11 protein-coding genes are annotated in these 12,309 nt (G+C 61.0%); 6 read left to right on the top strand and 5 right to left on the bottom strand.

Annotated elements, in window-relative coordinates:
• The first annotated feature begins 55 nt into the window (after positions 1–55).
• The 3 genes from HX793_RS28295 to HX793_RS31465 all read left to right on the top strand — a co-directional run bounded on the left by HX793_RS28295 (position 56) and on the right by HX793_RS31465 (position 4,248).
• Entirely contained in the window at positions 56–2,929 is a 2,874-nt protein-coding gene (locus HX793_RS28295; protein ID WP_177052553.1) for an EAL domain-containing protein, read from the top strand.
• 161 nt (positions 2,930–3,090) lie between these two features.
• Positions 3,091–3,957, top strand: coding sequence for a transcriptional regulator HexR (gene hexR / locus HX793_RS28290; RefSeq protein ID WP_003177007.1), 867 nt, complete (start codon positions 3,091–3,093; stop codon positions 3,955–3,957).
• 93 nt (positions 3,958–4,050) lie between these two features.
• Positions 4,051–4,248 carry a PA3496 family putative envelope integrity protein gene (locus HX793_RS31465; protein WP_095014048.1) on the top strand — a complete coding sequence of 66 codons (198 nt, stop codon included), beginning with the start codon at positions 4,051–4,053 and terminating at the stop codon, positions 4,246–4,248.
• Here HX793_RS31465 and HX793_RS28285 read toward each other — a convergent pair.
• On the bottom strand, positions 4,178–5,152 hold the full coding sequence (locus HX793_RS28285) for a LysR family transcriptional regulator (RefSeq protein WP_176994521.1): 975 nt from the start codon (positions 5,150–5,152) through the stop codon (positions 4,178–4,180). The genes HX793_RS31465 and HX793_RS28285 overlap by 71 nt on opposite strands.
• Positions 5,153–5,348: 196 nt before the next feature.
• Between HX793_RS28285 and HX793_RS28280 the strand changes: the two genes are divergently transcribed.
• Together HX793_RS28280 and oadA are read left to right on the top strand one after the other, a co-directional pair.
• On the top strand, positions 5,349–6,764 hold the full coding sequence (locus tag HX793_RS28280; RefSeq protein ID WP_016978663.1) for an acetyl-CoA carboxylase biotin carboxylase subunit: 1,416 nt from the start codon (positions 5,349–5,351) through the stop codon (positions 6,762–6,764).
• An 11-nt stretch (positions 6,765–6,775) separates the two neighbouring features.
• Positions 6,776–8,584: a sodium-extruding oxaloacetate decarboxylase subunit alpha gene (oadA, locus tag HX793_RS28275; protein ID WP_177058418.1), complete on the top strand. Its 1,809-nt coding sequence runs from the start codon at positions 6,776–6,778 to the stop codon at positions 8,582–8,584.
• A gap of 90 nt (positions 8,585–8,674) precedes the next feature.
• Here the strand turns inward: oadA and HX793_RS28270 are convergent, their stop codons facing one another.
• Positions 8,675–10,072 (bottom strand): autotransporter outer membrane beta-barrel domain-containing protein, encoded by a 1,398-nt coding sequence (locus HX793_RS28270; protein WP_177052556.1) that lies wholly within the window; start codon positions 10,070–10,072, stop codon positions 8,675–8,677.
• Between the two features lie 137 nt (positions 10,073–10,209).
• Here HX793_RS28270 and HX793_RS31460 point away from each other — a divergent pair, with 137 nt between their 5' ends.
• Positions 10,210–10,452: a helix-turn-helix domain-containing protein gene (locus HX793_RS31460; protein WP_025999914.1), complete on the top strand. Its 243-nt coding sequence runs from the start codon at positions 10,210–10,212 to the stop codon at positions 10,450–10,452.
• 41 nt (positions 10,453–10,493) lie between these two features.
• Here the strand turns inward: HX793_RS31460 and HX793_RS28265 are convergent, their stop codons facing one another.
• Genes HX793_RS28265 through HX793_RS28255 form a run of 3 tightly spaced genes read right to left on the bottom strand, consistent with a single transcriptional unit; the run spans position 10,494 to position 12,257 of the window.
• The gene (locus HX793_RS28265) at positions 10,494–11,165 is read right to left on the bottom strand and encodes a GNAT family N-acetyltransferase (RefSeq protein WP_177052557.1); all 672 of its coding nucleotides are present in this window, start codon (positions 11,163–11,165) and stop codon (positions 10,494–10,496) included.
• 10 nt (positions 11,166–11,175) lie between these two features.
• Complete coding sequence (locus HX793_RS28260) at positions 11,176–11,622, bottom strand: GNAT family N-acetyltransferase (protein WP_177052558.1); 447 nt, start codon at positions 11,620–11,622, stop codon at positions 11,176–11,178.
• Positions 11,619–12,257: an FMN-binding negative transcriptional regulator gene (locus tag HX793_RS28255; protein ID WP_177052559.1), complete on the bottom strand. Its 639-nt coding sequence runs from the start codon at positions 12,255–12,257 to the stop codon at positions 11,619–11,621. The genes HX793_RS28260 and HX793_RS28255 overlap by 4 nt, the downstream gene beginning before the upstream one ends.
• Positions 12,258–12,309 lie beyond the last annotated feature (52 nt).

Raw genomic sequence — 12,309 nt, 5'->3', positions numbered from 1 at the left:
TTGCTTGTGTATGCTCCGTCGACGTTTCGGGCTCACCATTATAAGAACACTGCCTATGACCCTCAGCCCCGACCTGCTCGGCCCCTCGACGGCCCCCGCGCAGGTTCTTCGCAAACACTACGCCACGGAGATGGCGGTCGAGCGCACGCGCCTGCTGTATCAAGGCTCGCTGCTGCCGACCCTATTGATGTTGGTCAACGGCCTGGTCTGCGCCTGGCTGTTGTGGAACCCCAAGCAATATCTGCTGGACAGCATCTGGCTGGTCTGGCTGCTGGCCTTGGTGGCGATGCGCGTGATCCAAGTGGCGGCGTTCGATTCGGCCATGCCCAGTCGCCAGGCCCAACCGGTGTGGCGGCGTATGTTCATGCTCGGCTCGGCCGTCAGCGGCCTGACCTTGGCTACGGCCGCCATCGCGCTGGTGCCGGTGGACAGCTTCATGCAACAGGCCTGGGTGTTCGGCCTGATCGGCGCGGCGACGCTGTCGGCCAGCGTGGCCTATGCCGTGAGCTTGCCGGCGTTCTTGTCGTTTGCCTTGCCGTGCCTGGTGCCGGCTATCGTCTATTTGTTCTGGACGGGCGATCCGCAGCAGCGCGGTTGGGGCGTGCTTGGCCTGATCCTGCTGGCGTCCTTGAGCCTGGTGGCGTGGCAGGTCAATCGCCTGATCCAGCGCGGGCTACTGCGCCGTTTTCAGAATCAGGCGCTGATCGAGCATCTGCAGCAGGCACAACAGCGCAGCGAGCAACTCAATCAGGAGCTGGTGCGCGAAGTTGAACAACGTCGTCAGGTCGAGCAAGAACTGCGCGAAGCCCAGATCGGCCTGCAGGACCGCGTGGCCCAACGCAGCCAGGAGCTGGACGCTGCCAGCCTGGCCCTGAATAAAAGCGAAGCGCGCCTGGCCATGGCGCTGCAAGCCAGTGAGTTGGGCCTGTGGGACTGGAACCTGCAAACCGACGAAGTCCATCACACGCAGCTCAAGGAACTGTTCGGCCTGGAGCCGGAATACGTCACGGCGATGCTCAGCCACCTCAAGCCGCGCCTGCATCCCGAAGACCTGCCGCTGCTCAAGCGTGCCTTGGTAGAACACCTCAAGGGCCGCAGCGAGGACTACCAGGTGGAATACCGCGTGCGCCATGGCGATGGGCACTGGGTGTGGATCGAAGACCGTGGCCGCGCCGTAGAGCGCGCGCCCAGTGGGCGGGTCACGCGCATGCTCGGTACTCGTCGCGATATCACTGCCGGCAAGGCTCTGGAAGAACAGCAGCGTTTGGCATCGACGGTATTCGAGGCCGCCAGCGAAGGCATTGTGATCCTCGATCCGGACTACAAGCTGATCGCCGTCAACCAGGCATTCAGCCGTGTCACCGGCTTTGAAACCGACGATATGATCGGCCGCAATGTGGTCGAACTGCCCAGCAGCCGTGACGCTCGCCGTCACTTCCCGGTGATCCGTCAGGCGTTGCTCAGCCACGGCACCTGGCAGGGTGAACTGGTGGAGACGCGCAAGAACGGCGAGCTGTACCCGCAGTGGCTACAATTGAATGTGGTGCGCGATATCCGGGGAAAAGTCAGCCATATCGTGGGCTTCTTCGCCGATCTCTCGGCGCGGCGCGAATCTGAAGAACGCATGCGCTACCTCACCCATTACGACGAGCTGACCGGCCTGGCCAACCGCTCGCTGTTCCGTGAACGGCTGCGTGAGGCCCACCAGCGCGTACGCCAGGGCGGGCGCAGCCTGGCGCTGCTGCACATCAACCTCGACCGCTTCAAGTTGCTCAATGACAGTCTCGGCCATGAAGTGGCTGACCAACTGCTGCAAAAAATGGCGCGTCGCCTGATCAATGCGTTACCCGAGGCTGACACCATTGCCCGTTTGTCTGGGGATGAATTCGCCGTGCTGTTCGACGCCTATGGCAACCTGTCGAGCCTGGCGCGGGTCGCCACGCGGCTGCTGGCCAAACTGCGGGTGCCGGTGACGGTTGAAGGGCACGAGCTGGTGGTGAGTGCCTCGATGGGCGTCAGCCTGTTGCCGGACAATGCGCGGGAAATTTCCGCACTGGTCAGCCAATCCAACATGGCCATGCAACACGCCAAGCACCTGGGCGGCAATAATTTCCAGTTCTACACCGACAGCCTGCAAGCCAGCACGCTAGAGCGTTTGCAGCTGGAAAACCACTTGCGCAAGGCCATCGAAGAGCGCCAGCTCACGGTGTTCTACCAACCCAAGTTGTGCCTGGCGACCGGCAAGTTGAATGCCGCTGAAGCGTTGATCCGCTGGGAGCATCCGCAGTGGGGCATGGTGCCGCCGGGGGACTTTATCGGCCTGGCTGAAGAGACGGGCCTGATCGTGCCGCTGGGCGAATTCGTGCTGCGCGAGGCTTGCTGGCAGGCGTGTGAATGGCAGCGCCAGGGCCTGGCGCCGATCCGGGTGTCGGTGAACCTGTCGGTGCATCAACTACGCCAGGGCAAGCTGGTCAGCCTGGTGCGCCAGGTGCTCGAAGAAACCGGCTTGGACCCGCAGTACCTGGAGCTGGAGCTGACCGAAAGCCAGTTGCTCGACAGCGTCGAACACATCATCGCCACCTTCCAGCAACTGCGGGACCTGGGCGTGAAGCTGGCGATCGACGATTTCGGCACCGGTTATTCGTCCCTCGGCTACCTCAAGCGCATTCCCGTGGACTACGTGAAGATCGACCAGACCTTCATCCGTGGGCTGGGTCAGGGGCGTGAAGACGCCGCCATCACCCGCGCCATTATCGCCATGGCCCACGGCCTTGCGCTCAAGGTGGTGGCTGAAGGCGTGGAAGATCAGCAGCAGTTGGATTTCCTGCGTGGTGAGCGTTGTGACGAGGTTCAGGGCTACCTGATCAGTCGGCCGATGCAGGCCGAAGGGCTGGCAGATTTGTTACGGAAAAATGCAGATTTTCCCTAGTGATGCCTGGGCCGCCCCTGTGGCTACAACTTGGCCGCCCCTAGATTCAAAGGGGAGCAGGGCGATTTAGTGATGCGTCGGACGGGCAAAACGACAATTCTTGTAGTATAACTACAAGCTTGCTACATCCCTGGCCCTGCCCATAACAAGAGTCCTGCCCTTTGAACCTGTTGCAACATATCGCCCAGTCGCGCCACCTGTTACGCAAATCGGAACTCAAGGTTGCCGATCACGTGCTGCTTGACCCTGCGGCTGTGATGCACAGTTCCATGGCTGACCTGGCGCACAGCGTGGGCATCAGCGAACCGACCATCGTGCGCTTCTGCCGCGCCATCGGTTGCTCCGGTTTCCAGGACTTGAAACTCAAGCTGGCGCAAAGCCTGGCCGCTGGTGCCAGCTTCGGCCAGTTCGCGATCCATGAAGACGACTCCGTCGCCGACTACAGCCTGAAAATTTTCGACACCACCCTGCACACCCTCATGGAAGTGCGCGAGAAGCTCGACCCGGTGGAGTTGCAAAAGGCCGTGACCGCCATGTCCCAGGCCCAGCGCGTCGAGTTCTATGGTTTTGGTGCCTCTGGCGCGGTGGCTGCCGATGCCCAGCACAAGTTTTTCCGCCTGTTGCTCACCGCAGCGGCCTACAGCGACCCGCATATGCAGGCGATGTCGGCGGTGACTTTGAAGCCTACCGACGTGGCTATCTGCATTTCCCAGTCGGGCCGCTCCAAAGATCTGCTGATCACCGCCAACCTGGTGCGTGAAAGCGGCGCGTCGCTCATTACCCTGTGCCCGAGCCAGACGCCGTTGGCGGAACTGTCTACGGTCAACCTGGCGATCGACGTGCACGAAGACACCGAGATCTACACGCCACTGACTTCGCGCATCGCCCACCTGGTGGTGATTGATGTCCTGGCGATGGGCGTGGCCATGGCGCGTGGGCCGAGCCTGGTCAACCACCTCAAGAGCGTGAAGCGCAGTCTGCGCAGCCTTCGCCTGTCACCGAAATCCGTCAAAGCATTGGATGATTGATCAAACTTTCATCAGTTTGTAATCCCCGCGCCGCCAAACCGTCATCGCCCAGGGCCATCCTGAACTCCCCGCACTCGCATTGGGAGACTCCAAATGGCCCGGCCTTACGAAGACAGCAACAGCTCCGTCAAAACCCGTCGTCAGCAGGAAGACCAACGCCGCATGGCGTTCCGTCGCGCAATCGAAGACCGTTGCGAGGAGCGCCAACTGCTCCAGAGCATCAGTGACTACCCGGAACTCCACTGGCAGGCACCCGCGGCTGCCCAGCGAAACGCTCAGCCAATACGCTGATCTGCGCCCGTTCGCTGCGGATAAAGCCCAGGAACGCATGGGCCACCGGTGACAGGCGCTTGGCCTTGGCTTGCACCAGGCACCAACTGCGGTACAGCGGCAGTTCTTCCACCGGCAGCTCCTTGAGCCCGCCGGTGGCCAGTTCCATGTTGACCGCGTGACGCGTCAGCAGCGCCACGCCCAACCCCGCGCAGACACACTCGCGCTGCGCCTCGGCCGAGGCCACTTCCACCGTCTGGGTGAAGTGCACGCGTTTCTCCTTGAAATACTCCTCGCACGCCAGTCGCGTACCGGAACCCGGTTCGCGCAGCAGCAGCGTGTAGGGTTCCAGGTCCTGCAGGCGCAGCGGCCCTTGCAGGCTCAACGGGTGATCGGGTGGCGCCACGGCGACGATCGGGTTGTTGAGGAACGGCAGGAATTCCAGGCCCATGTCCTGAGGCACCATGGACATGATCACCAGGTCATCGCGGTTGTCCGAAAGCCTGCGGATCACCTGGGCGCGGTTCACCACCGTGAGGTGTAACTGCACTTCCGGGTGCTGGCGCTTGAAGGCGGCAAACAGGTGCGGCACGAAGTACTTGGCGCTGGACTCAATCGCCAGCTTCAACTGGCCTTGCAGCGAACCCTGCATGTCCGAGAGCTGCATATCGAGGTTTTCCAGGCGCCCGAAAATGTCGCGGCTGGCACGCTGTAGCGCCTCAGCGGCCTCGGTCATGTAGAGCTTTTTGCCGACATAATCGAACAGCGGCTGGCCGATCAGCTCTTCCAACTGGCGAATTTGTAGGCTTACGGCCGGTTGTGTGAGGGACATTTCCTCGGCGGCGCGGCTGTAAGAGCGCAAATCGCACACTTCATTGAAGATCTGCAATTGACGCAATGTCATACGCATCAATGACTTACGCATTTTTAGCACGTTCCCGCGAAACTTGATGAATACAACTATAAGTCTTTACTTATGCACGACCCAATAATTATTGATTTTTGTTAATCCCTCGGCGGGCTTAGTGTGTGTCTCGCGACTGTCATGAAACATTTGGTCACGCGCCGACCCGGATCCAGCGGGTCGAAGAACGCAGCAATCGGCTCAAGGGAATTTCCAAGTGATAAAAAAGATCCTGATCGCCAACCGTGGTGAAATTGCCGTACGCATCGTGCGTGCCTGCGCCGAGATGGGCATTCGCTCGGTCGCGGTCTACTCCGATGCCGACCGCCACGCGTTGCACGTCAAGCGTGCCGACGAAGCCCACAGCATTGGTGCTGAGCCCCTGGCCGGTTACCTGAACCCGCGCAAGCTGGTGAACCTGGCGGTGGAAACCGGTTGTGATGCGCTGCACCCCGGCTACGGCTTTTTGTCGGAGAACGCCGAACTGGCGGATATCTGCGCCGAACGTGGTATCAAATTCATCGGTCCGTCGGCGGAAGTGATCCGCCGCATGGGCGACAAGACCGAAGCGCGCCGCAGCATGATCAAGGCCGGTGTGCCGGTCACGCCGGGCACCGAAGGCAACGTCGCGGACATCCACGAAGCGCTCACCGAAGGCGACCGCATCGGTTACCCAGTGATGCTCAAGGCCACTTCCGGTGGTGGCGGCCGTGGTATCCGTCGTTGCAACAGCCGCGAAGAACTTGAACAAGCCTTCCCCCGCGTCATCTCCGAGGCCACCAAGGCCTTCGGTTCGGCGGAAGTGTTCCTGGAAAAGTGCATCGTCAACCCCAAGCACATCGAGGCGCAGATCCTCGGTGACAGCTTCGGCAACGTGGTGCACCTGTTCGAGCGCGATTGCTCGATCCAGCGTCGCAACCAGAAGCTCATTGAAATCGCTCCAAGCCCGCAACTGACACCGGAACAGCGTGCCTACATCGGCGACCTGTCGGTGCGTGCGGCCAAGGCGGTGGGCTACGAGAACGCCGGCACCGTGGAGTTCCTGCTCGCCGAGGGCGAGGTGTACTTCATGGAGATGAACACCCGCGTGCAGGTGGAACACACCATCACCGAAGAAATCACCGGGATCGACATCGTTCGTGAGCAGATCCGCATCGCGTCCGGCCTGCCGCTGTCGGTGAAACAGGAAGATATCCAGCACCGTGGCTTCGCGTTGCAGTTCCGTATCAACGCCGAAGACCCGAAAAACAACTTCCTCCCGAGCTTCGGCAAGATCACCCGTTACTACGCGCCCGGCGGTCCTGGCGTGCGCACCGACACGGCGATCTACACCGGCTACACCATCCCGCCGTTCTACGACTCCATGTGCCTGAAACTGGTGGTGTGGGCGTTGACCTGGGAAGAAGCCATGGACCGTGGCCTGCGTGCCCTGGACGACATGCGCCTGCAAGGCGTGAAGACCACTGCCGCCTACTACCAGGAAATCCTGCGCAACCCGGAATTCCGCAGTGGCCAGTTCAACACCAGTTTCGTTGAAGCCCACCCTGAACTGACCAACTACTCGATCAAGCGCAAACCCGAAGAGCTGGCCCTGGCCATCGCCGCCGCCATCGCCGCCCACGCAGGCCTGTGAGGAATACAACAATGTCCAAGAAAATCTTTGTCACCGACACCATCCTGCGCGACGCCCACCAATCGTTGCTCGCGACCCGCATGCGCACCGACGACATGCTGCCGATCTGCGACAAGCTCGATAAAGTCGGCTACTGGTCCCTGGAAGTCTGGGGCGGCGCGACCTTCGACGCCTGCGTGCGCTTCCTGAAAGAAGACCCGTGGGAGCGCCTGCGCAAACTGCGCGCCGCGTTGCCCAACACCCGCCTGCAAATGCTGCTGCGCGGCCAGAACCTGCTGGGCTACCGCCACTACAGCGACGATGTGGTCAAGGCATTCGTGGCCAAGGCTGCGGTGAATGGCATCGACGTGTTCCGTATCTTCGATGCGATGAACGACGTGCGTAACCTGCGCGTGGCCATCGAAGCGGTGAAAGCCGCCGGCAAACACGCCCAAGGCACCATCGCCTACACCACCAGCCCGGTGCACACCGTCGAGGCCTTTGTGGCCCAGGCCAAGCAACTGGAAGCCATGGGCTGCGACTCGATCGCGATCAAGGACATGGCCGGTCTGCTGACGCCGTATGCCACCGGCGAACTGGTCAAGGCGCTGAAAGCCGAGCAGAACCTGCCGATCTTCATCCACTCCCATGACACGGCGGGTTTGGCCGCGATGTGCCAGCTCAAGGCCATCGAAAACGGTGCCGACCACATCGACACCGCCATTTCCAGCTTTGCCTGGGGCACCAGCCACCCAGGGACCGAGTCGATGGTCGCCGCCCTTAAAGGCAGCGAATTCGACACCGGCCTGAGCCTGGAACTGCTGCAGGAAATCGGTCTGTACTTCTACGCCGTGCGTAAGAAATACCACCAGTTCGAAAGCGAATTCACCGCCGTCGACACCCGTGTGCAAGTCAACCAGGTGCCGGGCGGGATGATTTCCAACCTGGCCAACCAGTTGAAAGAGCAGGGCGCACTCAATCGCATGAGCGAAGTGCTGGCCGAAATCCCGCGCGTGCGTGAAGACCTCGGCTTCCCGCCGCTGGTGACGCCGACCTCTCAGATCGTTGGCACCCAGGCGTTCTTCAACGTGCTGGCCGGCGAGCGCTACAAGACCATCACCAACGAAGTGAAGCTCTACCTGCAAGGCGGCTACGGCAAGGCGCCGGGCACCGTGAACGAGAAGTTGCGTCGCCAGGCCATCGGCAGTGAAGAAGTGATCGACGTACGCCCGGCTGATTTGCTCAAGCCGGAAATGACCAAGCTGCGCGGCGAAATCGGCGCGTTGGCCAAGTCCGAAGAAGACGTGCTGACCTACGCCATGTTCCCGGACATCGGGCGCAAGTTCCTCGAAGAACGCGATGCCGGCACCCTGGCGCCGGAAGTGCTTCTGCCAATCCCTGAAGCCGGCGGCGTAGCCCGTGCCGGTGGCGAAGGCGTGCCGACCGAGTTCGTCATCGACGTGCACGGCGAAAGCTACCGCGTGGACATCACCGGTGTCGGCGTGAAGGCGGAAGGCAAGCGTCACTTCTACCTGTCCATCGACGGCATGCCGGAAGAAGTGGTGTTCGAACCGCTCAACGAGTTTGTCAGCGGCGGCAGCAGCAACCGCAAGCACGCCACCGCGCCGGGTCATGTCAGCACTGCAATGCCGGGCAACATCGTCGACGTGCTGGTCAAGGAAGGCGACGTGGTCAAGGCCGGCCAGGCCGTGCTGATCACCGAAGCCATGAAGATGGAAACCGAAGTGCAGGCAGCCATTGCCGGCAAGGTGACCGCCGTTCATGTGGCTAAGGGCGACCGGGTCAACCCTGGCGAAATCCTGATTGAAATCGAAGGCTGATACAGCCTTCGACACGACCGTTTAATCCTCGGGGGGGCAGGTGCTCCCCTTTTTTTTGCCTGCGATTTGGTGCCTGAGTCGGGTGTGGGTTTAGAACTGCATCTGCCACTGGCCCATCAGGCCCTGGTTGCGACTGTGGGTGCCAGCCTCACCGTTGTAGGTCAGGCCCACAGTGTGCTGCGGCGACAGCGCGAGATTCAGCCCGACTTGCACGTTCAGGTTGTCACGGTCCAGCGGGGTGCCAGCGATGGTGAATCCGTCTATGGGAACTGGCGTATGGCGAAAGGATTGCCGCACTTGGCTGTCAACTTCGCCGTAAAGGTGTTTCCAGCTGGTGCTGAGGTGCGGCGTGAGGCTCATCTGGTTATCGAGTTGGTACACCGTCGCGAGGCGCAGGCCGAAGGTGCTGTTCAGGTTTTGTTGGGTTTGTGAGCGAACGTTCAACGCGGTCAGGCCACCGCGCTCCTTGAAGCCGTCGCGGTGGTAACGCTGGTAACCGAGACCGGCGAAGGGCTCGATGCTGATGCCGCCGCTGTCCAACTGATAGCCCAGTTCTGAGAACACGGTTTGGCTTTGGGCGTTGTACTCGCCTCTGAGTTGTTCTTTGTAATCGAGCAGGTGAACGCTGCGTTTGTTCTGGCCGACATGGTCGCTGTAGATCGCCCCCAGGCGCAGAGCCAACGGGCCATCCTGGCGCACCGCATAACCACCCAGGTGCCAGCTGTCGAGGTCGGCGGAAAAGCGTTGGGCATCAAGGTTGGTGCTGGATTTTGCGCCCATCACCCCGATACGCCAGGCGTGGTCCAGCGCCCAGTCGGCACCCAGCAACAGGCCTTGGGTACCGTGTTTCAGGCCGGCGCTGCCACGGTGCTTGTCGAGGGTGGCACTGTTGCCCAGGCCTTGCACCCAGAAGTTGCCGTCTTCGCCGGTGGGCAGTGCGCGCAGGCGCGAGAGCAATTGGGTACTGAGTTGCTGCGTGGCGTTCTGGGTTGCGCCTGCAAGATTGGCGTTCTGGCTGCCGGCCAGTTGTTCAAGGGCACCGCTACTTCCGCCGGGTCGTTGCTCAAGCGACTCACCGAGATCAACTAACGAGTTACTGAGTTCCCCGGGCATATAGGGAAGCCCCATTTGTCGAATAAGCTCGGGTTCCAAGACCTTGGCGACTTGCAGGCCGTTGTACGTGGTGGCCTGTCCAGTGAGATAGCCTTTTACGGGAGCGGCCGGCTCTGGAACCGGGTTAGGCGGCCTATGATCATGCCCCTCATCGGGACTCGGCACTATGACTGTGGCGGTCTGCAGACCGTCGTTCGTGGTGACCTTTCGAGTGACATAACTTCTGATGGGAGTCGCTTCATTCGCCCTATACGGCTGCTCATATTCAGCCTCCCCATCGGGCTCCATATCGCCTCGCGCATGAGCGTACTGAGCATTGGCGGCACTGATCGCGAGGGTCATGACCAGTGCAAGTCTGTGATGTGTGAAGTGCATGAATTCCCAACCTCTGATGAATGAGGCCGGGAATTTAGCGAGATGGCGAGGCGATAACTGTCAGGCTACCAACCTCTGGTTTGCGGGAGTTGTCTCTAAGTACGGCGCGATGAAACGCATCTGTCAGCGCGCGCGTTATTGAGAACATTGAACAAGGCCTAACCAATGGTTCGCTTGAGATAGGCGACGCCGTACGCCGCCTGCGCACCGAAGTCACCGGCCTGCACCAAAGCCAATTTGCCAGGATGTGCAAAATCTCGGTGCGGACCTTGGTGCATATCGAACATGGCGAGGGCAATCAGACCCTGAAATCGCTGAATGCGGTGTTCAGGCCGTTCGGGTTGAGGATGGGCGTGGTGAAGGTTCGGCGCGATCTTTGACGCGACTGTTCCCACTCCTGTGGGAACAATCCTCTAGGTCATCAGGCACGGCACTGTGCCAGGCTTTTCACCTGCCCGTCACCGCTCTGATTGGCCTGCGACAGCCATTCCTCAAACCCCGCTCCAATCGCTGGCCACTGCGCATCAATGATCGAATACCACGCGGTATCCCGGTTCTGCCCCTTCACTACCATGTGCTGGCGGAACACACCTTCAAAACTGAAACCCAGGCGTTCGGCCGCATATTTGGAACGGGCATTGCCGTTGTTGCACTTCCACTCCAATCGACGATACCCCTGCTCAAACGCATGCTTGGCCAGCAAGTACACCGCCTCGGTACTTTTCGGCGAGCGCTGCATGGGGGCGCCGAAGGTGACGTGGCCGATTTCAATGCGGCCTTGCTCGGGGACGATGGACATCAGGCTGAGGATGCCCTGCACTTGGCCCGTTGAGCGATCGATCACGCTGAAGAAGTACGGGTCTTTGTGGGCTGCGTGGTTGTTCAGCCAGTCATTGAAGGCGCTGCGCTCCGGGAATGGACCGTAGGGCAGGTAATCCCACAGTTTCGGGTCGGCATTGGGACCTTGCAGGGCTTGAAACAAATCATCGCCATGGCGCGCCGGGTCGAGTTTTTCCAGGCGGATAAAACGCCCTTCAAGCAGTTGCACGGTCGGCGCCGGGACGCCTTTCCAGTCAGTGAGAGAAATGGACATGCTGCGCTCCTTAAAGGCCTTTACGAAATTGGATGAAACCCGGGCGCTCGGCGATGCGCTCATACAGTTGGATCGCGGTGGCGTTGGTCTCGTGGGTCAGCCAGTGCACTTTGCAGCAACCATCGGCCTTGGCGGTGGCATAGACAAATTCGATCAGTTTGCGGCCGACACCGGTGCCGCGTTGGGCCGGGTCCACTAGCAGGTCCTGCAGGTAGCAGGAGTTTTCGATGCTCCAGTTGGAGCGATGGTAGATGAAGTTGACCATGCCCACCGCCTTGCCATCCTGCCAGGCCAGCGCCGAGTGGGTCGGCTCGTTGGCGTCGATCAAGCGTTGCCAGGTGCTTTGGCTGACGGCGTCCGGCAGCTCGGTGTTGTAGAACGTCAAATACGCTTGCCACAGCGGCAACCAGGCTGCGTGGTCGGCGGCGGTGACGGGGCGGATGTCGATCGGGCTCATTCTGAAACTCCTTGGGGAATAAAACGGGCGAGGGTCTGGTCGCGCACGTCTGCACTGGCAGCCAAGCCTTCGCGCACGCCGGCCATGTCGGCCGGGCTGCGGTTCTGGCTGAGTTTGCGTTTGCCGATCAGGCGTTCCACCGGCAGGGCGAAGCCGACGATGGCCTTGAGCATGCCTTCAATGTAGTCGGCCGGGGCATCGCTGACTTTCCAGGGCTGGGCGCGGCCTGCTTCATGGCGATCCGTCAGCGCCGTGACCACGCTGAGCAAACGCTCGGCGTCGCTGAACACCTCAGGCGTGCCATAGGCGTGTACGGCGATGTAGTTCCAGGTGGGCACCACTTTGCCGTGCTCGGCCTTGGCCGGGTAAAACGCCGGGCTGATATAGGCCTCGGCACCGGCAAAAATCACCAGGGCTTCGCTGCCGCTCTGCAAATCCTTCCACTGAGGGTTGGCCTTGGCCAGGTGCCCGTACAGCGTGCCGTTTGCGCCTTCATCGGGGTTAAGCAGCAGCGGTAAGTGGCTGGCCAGCAAGCCGTGCTCACCAAACGTCACTAGCTGTGCCAGGCGAGTGTGCTGGATCAGTTGCTGGATTTCGGGCAAATCATCGAGGGCAAAGGCGCGCGGTGTGTACATGGAAATATTCCTTGGCGAATGCTTGCATCCTAGGCAGGCTAATGGCTCGTTT

This window comes from Pseudomonas reactans (assembly GCF_013387025.1).
GTDB classification, from domain to species: Bacteria; Pseudomonadota; Gammaproteobacteria; order Pseudomonadales; family Pseudomonadaceae; genus Aquipseudomonas; species Aquipseudomonas reactans.
Note: the sequence above shows the minus strand (reverse complement) of the source record. Positions and strands in the feature narration are given on the sequence as shown.